The organism is Vibrio sp. L3-7 (genome assembly GCF_963898195.1).
In the GTDB taxonomy this organism is placed as follows: Bacteria; Pseudomonadota; Gammaproteobacteria; order Enterobacterales; family Vibrionaceae; genus Vibrio; species Vibrio echinoideorum.
The window spans coordinates 430356-448007 of record NZ_CAWQUW010000001.1; the positions used below are offsets into that span (position 1 = coordinate 430356).

At 43.8% G+C, this 17652-nt stretch carries 17 protein-coding genes; 9 read left to right on the plus strand and 8 right to left on the minus strand.

All coding sequences use genetic code 11. From position 1 onward, the window contains the following. Nucleotides 1-128 precede the first annotated feature (128 nt). Together AACW75_RS02010 and AACW75_RS02015 are read left to right on the plus strand one after the other, a co-directional pair. Complete coding sequence (locus AACW75_RS02010; protein ID WP_017073876.1) at nucleotides 129-2120, plus strand: methyl-accepting chemotaxis protein; 1992 nt, start codon at nucleotides 129-131, stop codon at nucleotides 2118-2120. A gap of 198 nt (nucleotides 2121-2318) precedes the next feature. Then, the gene (locus AACW75_RS02015) at nucleotides 2319-3485 is read left to right on the plus strand and encodes a DUF1887 family protein (protein WP_004736271.1); all 1167 of its coding nucleotides are present in this window, start codon (nucleotides 2319-2321) and stop codon (nucleotides 3483-3485) included. Nucleotides 3486-3701: 216 nt separating this feature from the next. On the opposite strand, the gene udp is transcribed toward AACW75_RS02015, so the two are convergent. From udp to AACW75_RS02035, 4 genes are all read right to left on the minus strand, one after another. Beyond that, nucleotides 3702-4460 (minus strand): uridine phosphorylase, encoded by a 759-nt coding sequence (udp, locus tag AACW75_RS02020; protein WP_004736272.1) that lies wholly within the window; start codon nucleotides 4458-4460, stop codon nucleotides 3702-3704. 284 nt (nucleotides 4461-4744) lie between these two features. After that, entirely contained in the window at nucleotides 4745-7096 is a 2352-nt protein-coding gene (locus AACW75_RS02025) for a zinc/cadmium/mercury/lead-transporting ATPase (protein ID WP_145568129.1), read from the minus strand. A gap of 152 nt (nucleotides 7097-7248) precedes the next feature. Beyond that, complete coding sequence (locus AACW75_RS02030) at nucleotides 7249-8712, minus strand: MATE family efflux transporter (protein ID WP_145568127.1); 1464 nt, start codon at nucleotides 8710-8712, stop codon at nucleotides 7249-7251. 172 nt (nucleotides 8713-8884) lie between these two features. Then, complete coding sequence (locus tag AACW75_RS02035; RefSeq protein WP_017073879.1) at nucleotides 8885-9301, minus strand: CBS domain-containing protein; 417 nt, start codon at nucleotides 9299-9301, stop codon at nucleotides 8885-8887. A gap of 303 nt (nucleotides 9302-9604) precedes the next feature. Between AACW75_RS02035 and AACW75_RS02040 the strand changes: the two genes are divergently transcribed. Then, on the plus strand, nucleotides 9605-9838 hold the full coding sequence (locus AACW75_RS02040) for a hypothetical protein (protein ID WP_017073880.1): 234 nt from the start codon (nucleotides 9605-9607) through the stop codon (nucleotides 9836-9838). A gap of 226 nt (nucleotides 9839-10064) precedes the next feature. Further along, nucleotides 10065-10361, plus strand: a complete 297-nt coding sequence (locus AACW75_RS02045) for a hypothetical protein (protein ID WP_135456642.1) — start codon at nucleotides 10065-10067, stop codon at nucleotides 10359-10361. A gap of 123 nt (nucleotides 10362-10484) precedes the next feature. Here the strand turns inward: AACW75_RS02045 and AACW75_RS02050 are convergent, their stop codons facing one another. Next, nucleotides 10485-11441, minus strand: a complete 957-nt coding sequence (locus tag AACW75_RS02050) for a glycosyl transferase family protein (RefSeq protein WP_135456644.1) — start codon at nucleotides 11439-11441, stop codon at nucleotides 10485-10487. A 284-nt stretch (nucleotides 11442-11725) separates the two neighbouring features. Here AACW75_RS02050 and AACW75_RS02055 point away from each other — a divergent pair, with 284 nt between their 5' ends. The 5 genes from AACW75_RS02055 (at nucleotide 11726) to AACW75_RS02075 (ending at nucleotide 14933) form a co-directional block, all read left to right on the plus strand. After that, complete coding sequence (locus AACW75_RS02055) at nucleotides 11726-12337, plus strand: TetR/AcrR family transcriptional regulator (RefSeq protein ID WP_017073882.1); 612 nt, start codon at nucleotides 11726-11728, stop codon at nucleotides 12335-12337. A gap of 138 nt (nucleotides 12338-12475) precedes the next feature. Next, the gene (locus AACW75_RS02060) at nucleotides 12476-12811 is read left to right on the plus strand and encodes a hypothetical protein (protein ID WP_339385025.1); all 336 of its coding nucleotides are present in this window, start codon (nucleotides 12476-12478) and stop codon (nucleotides 12809-12811) included. Nucleotides 12812-12901: 90 nt separating this feature from the next. Beyond that, nucleotides 12902-13501, plus strand: coding sequence for a thiol:disulfide interchange protein DsbA/DsbL (locus AACW75_RS02065; protein ID WP_135456646.1), 600 nt, complete (start codon nucleotides 12902-12904; stop codon nucleotides 13499-13501). 261 nt (nucleotides 13502-13762) lie between these two features. Continuing rightward, entirely contained in the window at nucleotides 13763-14257 is a 495-nt protein-coding gene (locus AACW75_RS02070; protein ID WP_135456648.1) for a peptidylprolyl isomerase, read from the plus strand. A gap of 247 nt (nucleotides 14258-14504) precedes the next feature. Beyond that, nucleotides 14505-14933, plus strand: a complete 429-nt coding sequence (locus AACW75_RS02075; RefSeq protein ID WP_135456650.1) for a MarR family winged helix-turn-helix transcriptional regulator — start codon at nucleotides 14505-14507, stop codon at nucleotides 14931-14933. Nucleotides 14934-15019: 86 nt separating this feature from the next. On the opposite strand, the gene AACW75_RS02080 is transcribed toward AACW75_RS02075, so the two are convergent. The 3 genes from AACW75_RS02080 to gloA form a co-directional block, all read right to left on the minus strand. Next, a complete protein-coding gene (locus AACW75_RS02080) occupies nucleotides 15020-15886 on the minus strand; it encodes a DMT family transporter (RefSeq protein WP_135456652.1) in 867 nt (288 codons plus the stop codon). A gap of 111 nt (nucleotides 15887-15997) precedes the next feature. After that, nucleotides 15998-17095, minus strand: coding sequence for an alkene reductase (locus AACW75_RS02085; RefSeq protein WP_135456654.1), 1098 nt, complete (start codon nucleotides 17093-17095; stop codon nucleotides 15998-16000). Between the two features lie 14 nt (nucleotides 17096-17109). Further along, entirely contained in the window at nucleotides 17110-17487 is a 378-nt protein-coding gene (gene gloA / locus AACW75_RS02090; RefSeq protein ID WP_135456656.1) for a lactoylglutathione lyase, read from the minus strand. Nucleotides 17488-17652 lie beyond the last annotated feature (165 nt).

A 17652-nucleotide genomic window follows, 5' to 3' on the forward strand; every position in this document is an offset into this window, starting at 1 on the left:
TTATAACTGAGGGTTATTTTTGACGTGTGCGTCATAAAATGCGTAAGTCGAGCTCAATAGAATGCTGACAATTTTGTTAGTTTTACTTTGACCTGACATTAGGTCGCATTTTATTTAGGGAGAAAGCCATGAAGGGATCTGTGATCAAGCGTATGTACGCTGGTTTCGCACTGATCATCATCATGTTCGCAGTCACGATAACCATCATGATGAACAGCATGAATCAGATACATAGCAACTTTGAGAGTGTTTCAGAAACCTCACTACCACTTGTTGCGCTTTCAAATCAAACAAGTGTTCAATTGCTTTCTGCTGATAAATCATTCAAAGATTACTTAACCACACAAAACGCTGAACGCATGTCTGCAATGCGCACAGAGTTTACAGCATCACAAAACTCTTTTTCTGAAGTACTCGGTAGCTTAGAAGGTGCGAGTCAGAACAACGCCACGCTCATCGAGCGTATTGCCCAGTTAAGGGCCATGGAACAGCGTTACTTCGCCGAAGCCGATGAAGCGATGGACAATTACGTTGCGATGTTCGAAGCACAAGAACAAGTACAGAAAGCGTCGCGCGACTTTCAACGTCTGCATTCAGAGTTGACTGTTGGTATGAAAGAGTACGTTGCCGACCAAAAAAGCATCTCTGTAAAAGTAATGGCGAAAAGCTACTTCATTAAACTGCAAGACGCTGAAGTGATCACTTCAGATGCATTAGCAAGTTCTGATGTGGCATTCGTACAAAAAGCAGTAAACCAAAATAAAAAGGCCGTTACTCACCTTAACTACGCTTATCGCGGCCTATCCACGCAATTGCCAGCACTTAAAAATGTCTTTGATGAATCGGTTCAGAAATTCACCAAAGACGTTGGTCAAAAAGGCGGTGTGTTGGACAAGCACAACAACTACTTGAAAGCGAAACAAGCTCTGTACATCAACATTGCTAACTTAGCGGTTGAAATTGACCAAGCGATGGCGGTACTTGATTCATTCAATGTCACCGCAGAAGAGCAATTAAACGCTTCACTTGAAGACGCAAGCAGCATCTACGATAAAGGTCTGTTCAATGCGATTGCCATTGGTATTGTTGTCACCGTATTCGCTGCAGCAATTGGTTACCACATTGCACATAGTGTAAGAGAGCCATTAACTCGCATTCTAGGTACACTGGAAGGACTAACTGAAGGCGATATGACTCAGCGAATCGATATTCGTTATGACAACGAATTCAGCCGTGTGAGTCGTCACATCAACACCTTAGCCGACAACCTACGCAATATTCTGGTGAAACTGAATGACGCTTCCGATGACTTAACTAAGACCGCAAGCGTAAACCAGAAAACCTCTACAGAGACCCAAGCTCAATTGAACAACCAACGTGAGCAAACGGCAACTGTTGCGACTGCGATGACAGAAATGTCTCATTCTGTACAAGAAGTGGCGAACAGCGCGCAAAGCTCACTAACCATGGTTCAACAAGTAGAATCGGCTTCTGAGTCTGGTCGTCAGATAATGAACACCAACATCAGTACCATTAACCAGCTCGAGGTTCGCCTTACTGAATCTGTTGGTGCTGTAGGTGAGTTGCAACAAATGAGTAGCCAGATTGGCTCAATCCTAGATGTTATCCGTGGTATTGCTGAACAAACCAACCTACTTGCACTCAACGCGGCAATCGAAGCGGCGCGTGCCGGTGAGCAAGGTCGTGGTTTTGCAGTGGTTGCCGATGAAGTTCGCGTGCTTGCACAGAAGACCACTCAATCAACGTCTGAAATCGAGACCATGATCAGCAACCTGCAATCAAGCTCGAAAACAGCAAGCAACGTGATTGAAAGTTGTATGAGCGATATGGACATGTCGGTTCAACAAGCTTCAAGTGCCAACAGTGCGATGGAAGAGATCCAAGCCTTGATTCTAGAGATCAGTCACATGAGTACACACATCTCTCAAGCAGCCGCTGAACAGAGTGAAACTTCTGGTGATATCGCGCGCAATATCGAAGACATCAACCACATCGCTGATAAGAGTTACCAAGCGATGTCTTCAATTGCGGAGGCAAGCCAAAACCTAACAATTCTCGCAAACCAGCAAGGTGATTTGGTTCATCAGTTCAAGCTATAGATAGCTGAGAAATTGATAGATATTTAGTGCGAATATTGGGACTTATTACCCAATAGTGGTAACTATTTGAACAAGGGCAACTTTTATCAAGGGTTGCCCTTGTTTTTTATGATCTTTGTCATTATATGATTATTAAGGCTTGCTGCTTCCCGTTTTTTTCTTTCACCTTTATGAGCGAGCCGCTATTAAGGAATTTATATGGCTGTTCATGTTGGCATTATCGATCAAGATCCCATTCGCTTGATCACCCCACTACTCGATAACCGAACGATCAGCACTCATATCGTGTTCATCGGTGACAAGAATCAAGTCAGTATTTACCAACGCTTAGACAGCGTTTTGCAAAAACGCGACATTACGAGTGAATTTTTCGAGATCCCAACCCTCGTAAATACGTCCGCGATTAAAGAATCTATCCAAAACCTTGCCGAAGACCTCAAAGCTCGTGGAGAAGAAGTGAAACTCAACGCAAGTTGTGGCCTTCGTCACCGCCTACTTTCTGTCTACGAAGTATTTCGTACTTACCACTGGCCAATCTTTGTTGTTGAACCAAACAGTGACAAGCTGTGCTGGCTTTACCCGAATGGTAAAGAAGATGCACAAGTTCAAGACCGCATCACTATCGACGACTACCTGACTGTGTTCGGCGCTCGCGGTGAATTCAGCGATGTACAGTTGTCTCCGCAACTTGATCAGAAGCTTTATGAACTAGGTGAACGCTGGGCAAGTAATGCATTAGAACTCGGCCCAGGCCTTGCTACATTGAACTACCTTGCAACGACCTGTCGTAAAGAACAGAGGCTTGATGTGGGGTTGTCTGAGAAGCAACAAGGTTATCGCGAGCTAAACATGCTGTTGAGCGATTTGGTTGAAGCTAAGATCGCCACTTATGACAATGGTATTTTAACGTTTGCCAATGAAGACGCACGACGCTTCTCAAACGGCGAATGGCTTGAAACATTGGTTCATAGCACAGTTAAGCAGATCCAAGATGACATGCCGACCATTCAAGATCGCTCTTTGAATGTTCAGGTTTATCGTCAACTCGGTGAGCGCGAGGTACGTAATGAGCTTGATGTTGCTTCTGTAGTGAACAATAAGCTGCACATCATCGAGTGTAAGACCAAAGGTATGCGTGATGATGGCGATGATACCTTGTACAAGCTAGAATCGCTTAGAGACCTTTTGGGTGGCCTACAAGCACGTGCCATGTTAGTGAGTTTCCGCCCTCTTCGTCATAACGACATCACACGAGCAGAAGATCTTGGCCTTGCATTGATTGGCCCTGACGAATTAAAAGATCTTAAAACACACCTAGCGGCATGGTTTACCGCCGCCGGTGGTGATGAAGATTTAGAGTGCTAAAAGCCAATAGACTCTTAAGAGCTCAACGCTCTTAAGTAAATCTAAAAAGGCGAATGACTATTGAGTCACTCGCCTTTTTTGTTCTCTAGCTGTTTAGCTCTATTTTCATCTTTCAACTATCTATGCCTTTAATTTCTTTGCCTCATAAAAAATGGCCGCATCATTCGATGCGGCCATTTTTAAATCTTGGAAACAGACTTAAAGTATTTTTACAACTTAAAGCATTTTACGAGCAGCTTCTACAACCACTTTGATTGAACGAGCTTCTGTTACTTTTAGCGTTTCGTGATCAGGCGTCTCTTTTTGAGTACGGTTGATGATTACACCAGCAACACAACCCGCTTTAAGACCAGAACTTGCACACATAGTTAGAAGCGTTGCAGATTCCATTTCGAAGTTTAGAACGCCCATGTCTTGCCATTCTTGCATAGAGCCTTGGAAACGCTTAACAACGCGACCAGAGAACGTGTCGTAACGCTCTTGACCTGGGTAGAACGTATCACTTGAAGCCGTTACGCCCATGTGAACTGTTGCACCTGATTCATCAACTGCCGCTTTCATTGCTGTTGCAACTTCGAAGTCTGCAACTGCTGGGAACTCCATTGGAGCAAAGTGCAGGCTAGCGCCGTCTAGACGAACAGAACCTGTAGAAACAATCATGTCACCCACGTTTACGTGTGGTTGGATAGCACCAGTAGTACCAACACGAAGGAAAGTGCGAACACCAAGTTGAGCAAGCTCTTCAACTGCGATAGAAGTAGATGGACCACCGATACCTGTTGAACATACAACAACTGGCTTGCCGTCTAGCTCTGCGCGGTAAAGCGTGTATTCACGGTGACTAGCAAGAAATACAGGATTCTCCATCTCTTCGGCAATTTTTTGCACACGAGCAGGATCACCAGGAATGATCGCAAGAGTAGCACCGTTAAGATCTGCTTCAGTAACACCTAAATGGAAAACAGCTTGAGACATAGTTCGCTCCTTTTGGCTTATTGGGCTTTGTTAACCCTTATTTAAGCTCATAGTAAATTCGTGGGGTACGAACACACTCTAACCAAGCTCATTACAAAATGAAGTGACACGCGTCACACCAATGATCGCAACAAGTTTTCAAGTTTCACGAAAAACCGATTGGCATCACAAAAATAAGCAATCCATACGCCTACGTTGCATACTAATGAGACAAAAAGCGCCTTTAACGTATTTCCGCTAAAGGCGCTTTTATAAGAAGAGCATTCGATATCAGTAAACTGAATTTAATCGGCTTTAGATTTGAATCGAAGCAGACGCAATGCGTTCAATGTCACCAATGCCGTCGCGCCACTATCCGCTAATACGGCTACCCACAAACCTGTAATTCCAAACAAGCTCGTCACTAAGAACACACCTTTCAAACCGAGTGCGAGTGCGACGTTTTGGCGAATATTATTCATAGTCGCTTGCGACAACTCAATCATCGCTGGCAATTCCGTTAAGCGATTGTGAGTCAGTGCAGAGTCTGCCGTTTCCAACGCCACATCTGTACCACCGCCCATTGCTATACCCACATTAGCGGTTTTCATCGCTGGCGCGTCATTGATGCCATCTCCTACCATCGCCACATGTGATTGTTTAGATAACTGTTCAACGTAAGTCACTTTATCGCTTGGAAGTAGACTTGCCTTATACTGCATACCAATCTTGCTGCTGATCGCTGCCGCGCTTCGCGGGTTATCCCCAGTAAGCATGATAGATTGAATTCCCAAGTCATTAAGTCGTTCAATCGCAAGCTTAGCGTCACTACGTAACGTGTCTTGCCAAGCAATCAGACCAATCACAGTCGCAGCTTGCTCGGTTGATTCATCTTGATCTTTAAACTCAAGAGCAATCACAACCGTCTTGCCCTCGCCTTCTAATACCTCAACCTGAGAAACAACATCGGCACCAAGATCGAACGTCACCTTAGAAGGCGATAGAACCTGATACTTAATTCCGTCGACATCGCCTTCAACGCCACTGCCGATCAATGCTTTCTTATTGTGCGATTCTGGGATCTCAACATTCAGTTCTTTTACTTTCGCCACTAGCGATTGAGCCAATGGATGCGTAGAGCCAACTTCAATAGCACCGACTACACGTAGCATCGCCTCTTTCTGCCACCCAGATAGAGCCTGAATATCCGTAACCTGAGGCTTACCCTCAGTTAATGTACCCGTCTTATCGAAAGCAATCGTTTGAATTTTCCCAAGCTGCTCTAGCGCGGCGCCGCCTTTGATTAAAGCACCACGTTTTGCCGCTGCAGCCAAACCAGAGGTAATGGCTGCTGGCGTTGAGATAACCAAAGCACAAGGACACGCAATCAATAGTAAGGCCAAACCACGATATACCCATGTTTCCCAAGGTTGGGCAAACAACAACGGTGGCGTAATAATCACTAACAATGCAACGAACATCATTAACGGTGTGTACCAACGGCTGAATTTATCTAGGAAGCGCTCTAGAGGTGCTTTACGTGATTCCGCCTCTTCAATCAGGTGAAGAATACGGTCAATCGCGTTTTCGCCCTGTTTAGACGTTATCGCAATGCGTACAACTTTATCGACAACCACGGCGCCTGCCATGATGCTATTACCTTCGATATGCTCAACTGGGATAGATTCGCCCGTTAAAGCACTCTCATCAAAACTTGCGGAATCGGTGATGAGCTGGCCATCAGCGGGCAAACGAGAACCTGCTGCAACTTCGATGACATCGCCAGGGACAAGATCGCAAACTTCAACTTCAACACGTTCGCCGTTAATAATCTTGGTCGCATTCTCAGGGACGAGTGCCATTAAGGCTTGAACACCACTTCTTGCTCTTGATGAGGCAAAAGCTTCTAAGCGTTCACCAATCAAAAACAACAGTAACACCATAGCTGCTTCTGCGGTTTCACCAAGATACAAAGCGCCCAGTGCTGCAACACTCATTAGCGTTTCTATCGCAAAAGGCGTCCCTGAACGAGCAAGTAACACCGCTTTTTTGGCGACGGGATAAAGCCCTAGTAAACAGGTAGCAACAAATAAGCCTTCGCTCAGTTGAGGCTGTGAACCTTTGAGTAAGGCGGCGATTAACATGGAGACTGCAATCGCTAGAATTTGCCAATTCGGTTGAATGTAAGCTTGCCAAAAAGTCTCTGGTTCTTGTTTTTGTTTCTTGGAACCCACTTCCGTCAAAGGGAAGCCTGTTTTGATAGAGACTTGTTCGATCGTTTCAGCAAGGTTTTCACTATCGAATTTAACAACAAGTTTTTCGGTAGCGAATAACACTTTAGCTTCAATAACACCTTTGATGTTACTGACCGCTTTTTCTATTTTTCGAGCACAAGCTGGACAGTCCATTCCCGAGACCAACCAACTTTTTGAAAATTGGGCGTTTAGAGGTTCAGTTAAGGGCAGCCGGTCTTCTTCTCCACTGTCTGAACCACAACAATCATCTGCTGGGGCAGAAGCCGTCGTAGAACTACAGCATGTTGATGAAGAGCCTGCGGCTGTAATACTGGTAATTTTAGGACTAGAACAGGTCGCCCCAGTCGCTTGCGGTTGAACGTCCACTTTTGTAGAACGGCACGCTGCGTGTTTTGCGCACATAATGTATCTCCTTAATACTCAAAAGCCTTGAGGTTGCTGCTGACCAATGACAGCAAAAAACCTTAAGTTCATCAGAAGTATAAACCTTGGAGGTAACTCCAAGGTCAAGAAGAAAAAACCAAACAATCCAATTTTTTAATAAAGTAGCGGTGCTATCGCGGTTTAACTTCAGCGCACTCTTCTCTATTTGCAGACACATCATCAATCAAAACCGCATCATGAGAACAGAAAGGTTGTGTATTCAAACTCACAATAGATACGTCCTCTTCGCCATGGTCAACTTCAGCGCCTTGCATCATTTCGGCAATATGATAACGAAGTACCAAGATTCCCAATAATCCAAACAAAACATTGCCAAAAGCTTGCCCATAAAGTACACCCAGCGCGCCATACCATTGCGAGCCTAAATATACGAATGGCAGAGTACCCAGTGTCGCTTTACCCAAGTTTAGAGCGGTAGAATAAAGTGGCTTGCCTAGATTATTAAAAGAAGTATTCGCTACAAATAACGCGCCGTTAAACGTGAAAGTCAAAGCAACATAAGTACAAAAAGCAGCAACAAGGGTGGCCGCATCCCCTTTGAGACTAAAACCTTGGATCACGTAGTCTTGGACAAAGTACAACAGAATACAAACCGCAATGGTATAAACCGTGGTAACCAACAAAGAGTTGTTCAAGGTTTCTTTAACTCGGTCCATACGTTCAGCACCAAAGTTCTGACCAATGATTGGCCCCACAGCACCAGATAACGCGAAGATAACCGCGAAACACACAGGCGTCAAACGGCCAATAACCGCAAAACCCGCAACGAAATCCTCGCCATATTGTGCAATACCCGTTGTAACGATCGCATTACCGATCGGTGTTGCTGTATTGGTGATAATCGCAGGAATGGCAATGGCTAGAATAGGACGAAAGTTAATACGCCACTGCACCAAAGAGGGAGGTGCAACGAGCTGATGACTGCGAATTAAAGGATAAAGAGAGAAGAAAAGTACAGACAAACGAGCGACAACAGAAGCAATCGCCGCCCCTTCGATGTTCCAACCAAAGCCAAAAATAAAGAGAGGATCTAATATCGCGTTGACGATACCACCCGACAATGTCGCCCACATTGAACGCTTTGCATCACCCGCGGCTCTTAAACCTGCACCTGCCGCCATCGCCAACGCTAAAAATGGCCCACTAGGTAATAGAATTTGTAGATAAGCTTGAGCACGTTCAGCGGCCAAACCTTTTGCACCAATCGCAGCCAGTAACTCAGGAATATACGCAAACATCACCGCAGTGATCGTCGAGCTAATAACAAACGCGGTTAACATAATACTGGTGCTGAGGTTTCGAGCTTGATCCTTATCTTTGGAACCAATTGCTTTTGAAACCAGAGCGCCCATTGCAATAGAAGTACCTATCGAGACGGAAGTCGAAAAGAAAGTCAGAGTCCCTGCAAAGCCCACCGCAGCTGCCAGTTCAACCTGTCCCAACATACTGATGAACAACATATCGAGTAAATCGACAACAAATAAGGCCATCAAACCTACAGAGCCTGCTCCCGACATCACCAATATGTGGCGCATCGTTGAACCTTCTACAAACTTTGCAGTTTGATTTGACATGAAACCTCCAAAAACTGAAACATCACAAGCTAAATCTCCATAAGTTTTAGACCTTCTAAAAAAGATCTACAAAGACAAACTCTACGAAGAAAAGCTCTAAAAAGAAAAAAGGCGCTAGTGCGCCTTTTCTAATTGTAGGGTATTGAGAAGAACAATCGTTCTTAACACGCTACTATACCTGATGTTTGAAGCATTCATCTAAGTTCTTGCCAATTGCTCTCAAAACATCGGTTCTGGTGATAATACCCACCAACTTTTTGTTATCGATCACTGGGTAAGCTTTTGGTTTTCCAACTTGCATCATATCCGCCAGTTCAATAATGGATAACTCAGGCGATACCGATAGCACTTCTTGGTACATGCAATCACCCACAACATGTGTGTCCTGACAGAAATAGCTAACCTTAACCAATTTCTCTAATAAATCTTGCTCCGAAAGAAAACCGATAACTTGCTCATTCTCGTCAATTACAGGTCCACCCATATGATGGCTACGCATCACTTTGTCTAGCGCGAGACTTAACGCCATATCGGGTGTAAATGTGACAACCCGCGGCGTCATATAATCTTTCACTTTTATTGAATTCATTGCGTTCTCCCTAAAGACTTTTCATTATGTCTTTCTCTATCTTGTTAAGTTAATTGTTGTCTAAAATCTTGATTTTACTAAATGGATTTCAACAATTTTATTGATAGGTAAAACCTACCAAGAAGAAAAAACCAGGTTTCAAAAGGCTTGCGAGCACTTTTACGTCATCGAAAAAAGAAAAAACAGTGCGCTTACAAAGCCTTACTTTTCCTTGCTTAGGCTTACTTAGCCGTACTAGCCTAGATAGATAAACCCTGTAATCTTCACGGCACAAAAAACGAAAAAGTCAGATTCAGGTAATTTATGCAACACGACAACAACATGTACGCGTATATTTATTCAGGCAACGATGGAACGGAAAATACACTTATTGCTATTGTTGATAATGAAGAAAAACCACTTATATCTAGCTGTGTGGATGAGATTAAACGCATGTCGAGCCTAGCTATTGATCTTGCCGCTAAGCACAACCTAAAAGTTAAGCTTGTTAAATATCATAGAGAGCAAGAGATCGACTTCGGCTTGTTCATGAAATAGTGACTTGTTACTCATGTCGGTATTGACCAGTTACCAAGACTTGTTATTAGACGCCAAGCCTTGTAATTATCTAGCAAATATTGTTAATGACGCATGAATGCCGTATTTTGTGACCAGCTTTCGGTAGGTAATCACATTGACAATGATTACCTGTTTTAATCGATAAGCGATAGATCCAGATAAACAAACGGCCTTATCGCTTTTCAATGTCCAAATACGGCCCGCTATGACTTCGCAACGTTCACCTCAAACTTATTTATCTAGCTATATATTTAAACTGACAAGCTACTTTAGTGAGTTATTGGATTTCCAATCACGTATCTGGGTTGTGCACATCTTTGAAGACTCGATTACCGATCAATCGTTTGTGATTAATGAAGACAGCTTTAAAGAGCCGTTAGAGTGGATGAAGAAACGAGCGTATCAAACCGAGATGCTTGAACGAGTTGAGAAGATGAAAATCTCACAAGTCATTGAGATTAAATTTGAAGACAAGATGCACCGTTTGATGCGAGTGAAGTAACCTTTATGTTGTTTGATCATTTACAGCATTTGATCATTGGCAGAAAAGGCCAGTAACAAAAAATAGACACAAAAAAGGCCAGCAATCGCTGACCTTCTCTCATTTCATGTCGTTAGCTGTCTGCTAGCGAGCACAATACGCTTCCCATAAACGCAGAGCCTTTGCATAAGCTTCAGCCTTGTCGTGCGTTTCTGCGAATAAAATCGCAGTCATGCTGTCAACGACACTATTCGCCATCAACTCCATTTCATCTTCTGGCGTGCCTAATACACACTCCTTAGGAAGAGGAAGCTCCGTATTCATGGTTCCTTCCCAGTAGAATGACTCTACTTTTTCAGGAGAACTCATCCACACGGTTTGGCTTACTTTCGGGTTGTATTCCGACTCACCATTCATACCTTTAAATGAAATCACTGAGTGGGACTTGTTACCAATGAACTGCTCAACTTCCGCATGCAACTGCGGGAAACCTGGGTGAAAACTACCACGTAACCCCAAACGCCCACCACCAGGATTTAGCGCTCGAACCACGGTATTAATCGGGGTACGTAAACCGTAACGATGTTTCCAGCCAATCATAGTCTGAGCTTCAGGTGCAAAGTTCGCCAAAGGTAAATAGGCAATACCATCGGCTTCAAGGATTTGTTTCGCGTCTTGTGGGTCTGCAGCAAGGCGAACACCCACAAGATCTAAATGAGTCTCTGCGTGCGTGCGACCACTTGGCTTATCCATATAGCCATGCATCAACACTTTGTAGCCATCGTCTGCTAATATTTTTGCTGCCAACAAATTCCACGGTTTACCACTCGCCGTATCATTGCGTTTTCCGGCATAACACGGCCAATCAATATCTGCGCCCAAATCCGGCACTCGAGATTGAAACGCTTTTACAAAGCCTGCAATTTCTTCATTAGTTTCATTCTGCACACGAATTAACATCAGTAGCATAGCCATTTGGTCGTCTCCGACTTCACCGCTTAAATACTCATCCATGATGCGATAGGCTTGTTCGAACGACAAAGGCTTGCGCCCCCTTTCACCTCGTCCAACAGTACGAATACACTCTAAAATACTACTCATTGACTATTAATTCTCTTCCGTAAATATCAATAAAATTTAATACGCCTTAGATTCTATGACACCCACAGCGCATTGCAAAGCGAATCGGGTACTATCAACGACTATCCATTGAGAACAACCAAGCTAGCAGTAAATCGATGAGGATTCAAAAATGACATTGATTGGTACCCGAACAAAAAACTGATTGGTATTCGAACAGGAAACTGACTAGCATTCTAAAAGTAAACTTATTGGTGTAAAATTGCCGCATGCAATGCTAACCGCGACCTACTGAGTAGTATCAAATGACTGTAAGAAAAACTCTGAGCCAAAAGAAACGTGAATCGATCGTTGCTGCTGCTATCGCAGAATTTACCGAGCGCGGCTATAAAGCCACCAGTATGGATAAAATTTCAAGCCGAGCAGAAGTGTCTAAGCGCACGGTTTACAATCACTTTGCGAGTAAAGAACTGTTATTGGACGAGATACTAGACAGCATTTGGGCCAAAACGCTCACGGCGACCCACTTCCCATATCAAACGGAACAACCACTTGCTGAACAACTCGCTTCGATTGCCAATCAAGAGCTTGAGCTTTTAGAATCCGAAGGTTTTATCGACTTATCTCGAGTGTTATTTTCTGAGTATTTTCATAATGCAGAGCTCGCACATCAGGCCATGGAAAAATACTCTCAGGCCGAGAGCGGTTTAACGGTTTGGATCAAAGCTGCGTTGGCTGACGACCGTTTGGTTGAATTAGACCCACTATTTGCATCCACTCAGTTCATTGCTCTACTCAAGTCTTTTGCGTTCTGGCCGCAGATCATAGGTCATACTCCCTCTCCAGATAAGCAGCAGAAACAAGTAATTATAAAATCCAGTGTCGAGATGTTCCTCAAACAGTATGAAGCGGAATGAAAGTTTGAGTTTAAATAAGTTTTACTGAGTTTGATTAGAGATGCACACTAGGCTGATGTATCATTTGTGGCTCTCTAGTTAATTGTTCGACGCGGAACTTTATATAAGCCCTAGCTCGTTTACCAAGACCAAGAATTCATGCCAAAATTGATCAGAAAAATTTGGGTACACGCTTTCATGCTATTCGCTATGTTAATGGCCACCATAAGTGTGGATAACATAGCGAACGCCAATGCTATGCAGGTTACTCAAAATCTATCAATGTCCTCAAATAGCATCTCAACACCTTATTCAAGTGCCCAACCCAATGTTGAACACCATTGTTGTGGTTCGGTCTGTTTGCTAAAAATGTCACCATTGATTGTGTCGGAGTCCTTCGATACTCAAAGTGGATCTTTAGCTTTGATCGAGAGAGAACCTTCGCACAAAGCGATTGTTGCACCTCAAGCGCCATATCGCCCCCCTATTTCTTAATCGCTTGTCTCTATTTGGCAATACTTGCCACCACGATAAAAACAGCCCTATCGCTGTAAACAATGACATCCAAATTTAGGAAATAAACACATGAAAAAGCTATTTAGCCTATTCGCAGCTCTGATCATGAGCGCTTCAATTAATGCTGCTCAATTTGAAGAAGGCACTCACTATAAGATCCTTGATGTAGCAAAAGCCGACAAGCCCGTCGTGACTGAGTTTTTCTCGTTTTACTGCCCTCATTGCTACAAGTTTGAAGGCGTAATTAAATACCTGAAAGAAGACTTACCAGAATCAGCTAACTTCCAGAAAGTACACGTTGCATTTATGGGTAACGACATGGCAGTCCCTATGGCGAAAGCTTATGCGACCATGATTGCACTCGACACTGAAGAAAGCATGATTCCAGCAATGTTCACTCAAATTCACGAGATGAAACAGACACCAAAAAACGAGGCAGAATTACGCCAAGTCTTCATTGATAACGGAATCGATGCGAAGAAGTTTGATGCCGCGTACAACGGCTTTGCCGTTAATTCAATGCAGAAACGTTTTGATAAGCAATTTGATGCCAGCACACTAACTGGCGTTCCAGGCGTACTCGTAAATAACAAGTACATTGTCAAGCCAGACACCATCACCAGTTATGAAGAGTACAACCAGCTAGTCAAATACTTACTGACACTTTAGCAACCGCTCATCTATTTTGACTATCTGACGAGTTTAAATGTCTGACATGTTTAAATAGCTCAAAGCCAGTGATTTTATCGCTGGCTTTCTTGCCTATACATCTTGAAAAACCGCTCATTCCTCTCACCACTTATACTCACGCCAACACTCAGAACGATTGTTGACTGGCATCCACCCTCATTTCTCATATACTGCACCCTATCAAGTCATCCACTACGCTATAACATTCAAAATATTAGCACTCAAATATTGGGCACCTTTATGATCATTCTGACCACGAACTTTGGCGACATCGAAATTGAACTTAACCTCGAAAAAGCGCCGGTAAGCGCTAAAAACTTTCTTAAATACTGCCAAGATGGCTTTTATGAAGGCACCACGTTTCACCGTGTTATCAAAGGTTTCATGATCCAAGGTGGTGGGCACACTATCGACATGACAGAAAAGCCAACACGTGCCCCTATTGTCAACGAAGCTAACCGTGGCTTGAAAAATGTTATTGGTTCAGTAGCAATGGCACGTACTGACGCACCACATTCAGCGACAGCACAGTTCTTTATCAACCTTGATGACAACGACTTCCTAGACCACACCTCTACCACAAACGCAGGTTGGGGTTACACGGTATTTGGTAAAGTCTCGGCGGGAATGGATGTAGTAAATAAAATTGCTGCTGCCCCAACGACCATTCGCTGGGGACACGAAGATGTGCCATGTGAAGATATCGTTATTACCAAAGTCACCATCAACGACTAACACTCATCCTAAGCTGGCTCCTGAAAAATAATGTTTGCCCAAACGAACTTACGAAACCACAGTATTTAGCTAAGAGACGGTAATGGGCGACTAAGACATAATGTCAATCCTTATCAGAACGACATTCCAAAAATGGTCGTTAGTCACCACTTCCCTTAAATAGAAAAACGTTGTTGATGCTAACAGCATTCATATTAGTTACGATGACAACAGTTGTAATGTCATCGTAAGAATTAGGTGCAAACAGATGTCAGAAGAATTTGATAGACAAAATAGCTTTGGATGGATGATCAATGTCATCGCCAACAAAGCGAGCAAAGATTTCGACCTAGAGTTGAAGAAACACGGCCTAACCATCGCATTGTGGCCAACATTGATGTGCCTATGGGAAGAAGAAGGCATTACGCAGCGTGATATTGCCGCGAAGTCTAAAGTAGAAAACTCTACGACGACGCGCACCTTAGACAAATTGGAGAAGCTTGAGCTAGTTGAGCGCAGAGCCGATCCAAACAGCCGTCGCTCCTTTAGAATCTATCTCACAGAGAAAGGCAAGGCGCTTCAAGAAACGCTAATACCGATCCCGATGAAATTAAACAAAGAACTGGTGAGTGCGCTTGACCCACAAGAGCAACAACAAATGATCAGCTTACTAAAGAAATTGGTCGCAGCTATCTAGCAAATTCACGCTAAAGCTAAAGGCTTGTCAGCTCCGGGCTACCAACAGAAAACAGAAACGAAGCCCTCGCCTCAGCAGCGAGGGTTTTATTTTTTTCTCGACCATTTGATGTAACAAAAGAGCGAGGCAATGATCACAGCGCCGCCCAACAGTTTCTGTATTTCAACACTTTCCCCGAGCATACTCACACTCAGTAACAGCGTCCAAATAGGCTCAAGGATCATGATCAGCGCTGCCACTTCCATATTCACGGAATGTTGACCCACCGTTTGCAATAAGTAACGGATCGATGTCGCGACAACCGCTGAGACGATAAACCAGAATATTAAGGTTTGATTTATTTCAAACTCTGGTTGAGTGGTCATCGAAGCAAACGCTAACCCACTAACACCCACCACAAAAAGCTGCACGCAGATTGAAGCTATAGGTTTGATGTTAGTAATCACACGCTTATTCATGACAAAGTGAACCGAGAGCAACATCGATGCTAATAGGAAATAGATCTGACTCTGCTCAACGTGCCAGCCGTTAGTTAGGGTCAGCAGTAACATACCGAGAATCGCAATTGGAAATGACATCCAGAAGGCGCGATTAGGTTTAACTCGAAATATAATCCAAGAAACAAACGGCGCGATGATCATGGCTAAGCTCATGATAAACGCTCCTTCCGACAAACTTTCCGTCACCGATACCGCAAACACCCATACTTGCAATGAAGCAGACAGCAATAATCCAACACCACAAAGAGACAGAATCTGCTTAAAAGAGAGCTTACGAATATGATGAAGACAGAATGGCAATAGAATCAGGCTCGCGACAAAGAATCGTACACCGATAAACACTGGCCCTGGCATTTCCAATACCACCAGCTTAGATGCTATCCACCCAACCCCAGCCAGTAAAGTTGCACACAACAGGTAAAGCTCGCCACGCATCGCTTTTACGTTCATCATTTTCACTCGATCCAATAACAAAAAAAGCAACCTGACTCTGCAAGGTTGCTTTTTATAAACATTCAACAGGATCAAGATACTATCTCAATACTCTGTTTCAGGCAGCTGTTTTTAGCCTGCGTATTCTGGGTAATCGGTTAAGCCTTTTTCAGCGCCACCAAACAAGGTGTTTGGATCATGCGGAGCAAGCGGGTAACCATTTTGAATACGAGCGGGTAAATCTGGGTTAGCAACGAATGGGCGGCCAAAACCAACCATATCGGTTACGCCTTCAATAACCGCTTTTTCTCCGCGCTCGCTATCGTATTTACCTGCATAAATCAGCACACCTTCATAAGCTGCACGAACGGCAGCCTTAAATGATTTTGGTGTTTCAGGCGCATCGTCCCAATCGACTTCTGCAATATGCAGGTAAACAATTTTGTATAGGTTAAGTAGCGCCGCTGCCGCTGTGTAAGTTTCAACAGGCGTCGCGTCAACCGTGCCATTCAATGATGTGAACGGTGCAAGACGAACACCAACACGGTCAGCGCCAATTGCCTCCACCATCGCTTCAACCACTTCACCTAAGAAACGTAAGCGATTTTCAGTTGAACCACCGTATTCATCGGTGCGATTGTTTGCTTCAGAATCAATAAACTGGTTGATCAGGTAGCCATTCGCGGCGTGAAGTTCAATACCATCAAAACCGGCTTCTATTGCGTTTAAAGCCGCTTGGCGATATTGCTCAACTACTACTTTGATGTCTTCTTTAGTCATCTCACGAGGTTCAACCACATCAACAAAACCCGGCTCATCTGTGCCGTTATCGATGAATACTTTGACGTTTTCCGCTTTCAATGCAGAAGACGAAATTGGTTGCTCACCACCGATATTATCTGGGTGTGTAACACGGCCAACATGCCAAAGCTGCGCAAAGATAACACCGCCTTTTTCATGTACCGCGTCGGTTACTTTTTTCCAACCTGCAATTTGCTCATCTGAATAAATACCAGGCGTCCAAGCGTAGCCTTGACCCATTGAAGAAATCTGTGTGCCTTCTGCCACAATCAAACCAGCAGAAGCGCGTTGAGCGTAGTAAGCCGCCATCATTTCGTTTGCTGAATTACCAGGTTGCGTTGCGCGAGAACGAGTCATCGGAGGCATAACAATACGGTTTTTAAGCTCGATATTACCCAGTTGAATGGGTTGAAATAGTGCGTTTGTCATTGTCATTTCCTCGATTAACCTAGTTGAATCAGTTCGATTTGGTAGCCGTCTGGGTCAGTGATAAAAGCGATGTGCGTTGAACCACCTTTCACAGGGCCTGCTTCGCGAGTCACGTTGCCGCCCAAGGATTTAATTTTGCCACATGCTGCGTAAATATCTTCCACACCCAATGCTAAATGGCCAAAAGCGTTGCCCATTTCATATTCATCGGTATCCCAGTTGTGCGTTAATTCGATAGTCGTACCGCCTTGCTCATAACCAACAAAAACCAATGTGTAGCGGTAATCGTTATTGTCATGACGTTCAAGTTCTTTCATTCCCAATACTTTGGTGTAGAACTCAATAGACTGATCTAAATCAGCAACTCGAATCATTGTGTGTAGGAATTTCATATTTCGCCCTTATTAGCCCGTGGGCCGATGTAATTCTGAACGGAGGTCATCCGTTTATCTCTTGGGACTAATATACGGGCGAATGTGAAGCAATTGAAATTATCATAAATTCTCATTGTGATAACGTTTTGTTATCAAACCTATCTAGCTTGTTACCTAACTAGC

Excerpts from the sequence above, each read along its gene's own strand:
- AACW75_RS02010 (WP_017073876.1), top strand. The coding sequence starts at position 129 with ATGAAGGGATCTGTGATCAAGCGTATGTACGCTGGTTTCGCACTGATC.
- AACW75_RS02015 (WP_004736271.1), top strand. The coding sequence starts at position 2,319 with ATGGCTGTTCATGTTGGCATTATCGATCAAGATCCCATTCGCTTGATC.
- udp (WP_004736272.1), bottom strand. The coding sequence starts at position 4,460 with ATGTCTCAAGCTGTTTTCCATTTAGGTGTTACTGAAGCAGATCTTAAC.
- AACW75_RS02025 (WP_145568129.1), bottom strand. The coding sequence starts at position 7,096 with ATGTGCGCAAAACACGCAGCGTGCCGTTCTACAAAAGTGGACGTTCAA.
- AACW75_RS02030 (WP_145568127.1), bottom strand. The coding sequence starts at position 8,712 with ATGTCAAATCAAACTGCAAAGTTTGTAGAAGGTTCAACGATGCGCCAC.
- AACW75_RS02035 (WP_017073879.1), bottom strand. The coding sequence starts at position 9,301 with ATGAATTCAATAAAAGTGAAAGATTATATGACGCCGCGGGTTGTCACA.
- AACW75_RS02040 (WP_017073880.1), top strand. The coding sequence starts at position 9,605 with ATGCAACACGACAACAACATGTACGCGTATATTTATTCAGGCAACGAT.
- AACW75_RS02045 (WP_135456642.1), top strand. The coding sequence starts at position 10,065 with ATGACTTCGCAACGTTCACCTCAAACTTATTTATCTAGCTATATATTT.
- AACW75_RS02050 (WP_135456644.1), bottom strand. The coding sequence starts at position 11,441 with ATGAGTAGTATTTTAGAGTGTATTCGTACTGTTGGACGAGGTGAAAGG.
- AACW75_RS02055 (WP_017073882.1), top strand. The coding sequence starts at position 11,726 with ATGACTGTAAGAAAAACTCTGAGCCAAAAGAAACGTGAATCGATCGTT.
- AACW75_RS02060 (WP_339385025.1), top strand. The coding sequence starts at position 12,476 with ATGCCAAAATTGATCAGAAAAATTTGGGTACACGCTTTCATGCTATTC.
- AACW75_RS02065 (WP_135456646.1), top strand. The coding sequence starts at position 12,902 with ATGAAAAAGCTATTTAGCCTATTCGCAGCTCTGATCATGAGCGCTTCA.
- AACW75_RS02070 (WP_135456648.1), top strand. The coding sequence starts at position 13,763 with ATGATCATTCTGACCACGAACTTTGGCGACATCGAAATTGAACTTAAC.
- AACW75_RS02075 (WP_135456650.1), top strand. The coding sequence starts at position 14,505 with ATGTCAGAAGAATTTGATAGACAAAATAGCTTTGGATGGATGATCAAT.
- AACW75_RS02080 (WP_135456652.1), bottom strand. The coding sequence starts at position 15,886 with ATGATGAACGTAAAAGCGATGCGTGGCGAGCTTTACCTGTTGTGTGCA.
- AACW75_RS02085 (WP_135456654.1), bottom strand. The coding sequence starts at position 17,095 with ATGACAAACGCACTATTTCAACCCATTCAACTGGGTAATATCGAGCTT.
- gloA (WP_135456656.1), bottom strand. The coding sequence starts at position 17,487 with ATGAAATTCCTACACACAATGATTCGAGTTGCTGATTTAGATCAGTCT.